Below are 263 nucleotides of genomic sequence, written 5' to 3' on the forward strand. Positions count from 1 at the left end.
GGCGCGCGTCTCGCCACCACGCCCGCGTCGCAAAGCGCGTTCAAGTTCCCGTATCCCGGCACGACGCCGAGCATCTCGGCGAACGGCGCGCAGAACGCGATCGTGTGGGCGGCGGAGAATGGATCGGTGGCGGCGCTGCATGCGTTCAATGCCGCGAATCTTGCGCAGGAGCTGTACAACAGCAATCAGTCCGGTTCGCGCGATACGTTCGGCGCGGGCAACAAATACATCACGCCGATGGTCGCGCATGGGCGCGTGTACGT

The 263-nt window shown here is 65.4% G+C and carries 1 pseudogene; it reads left to right on the forward strand.

Annotation, left to right across the window (positions count from 1 at the left end):
• A pseudogene (locus SB753_RS38330) lies at positions 1–263 on the forward strand (pyrrolo-quinoline quinone); the annotation flags it as partial.

This window comes from Paraburkholderia sp. SIMBA_053, assembly GCF_046534895.1.
Taxonomy (GTDB): domain Bacteria; phylum Pseudomonadota; class Gammaproteobacteria; order Burkholderiales; family Burkholderiaceae; genus Paraburkholderia; species Paraburkholderia caledonica.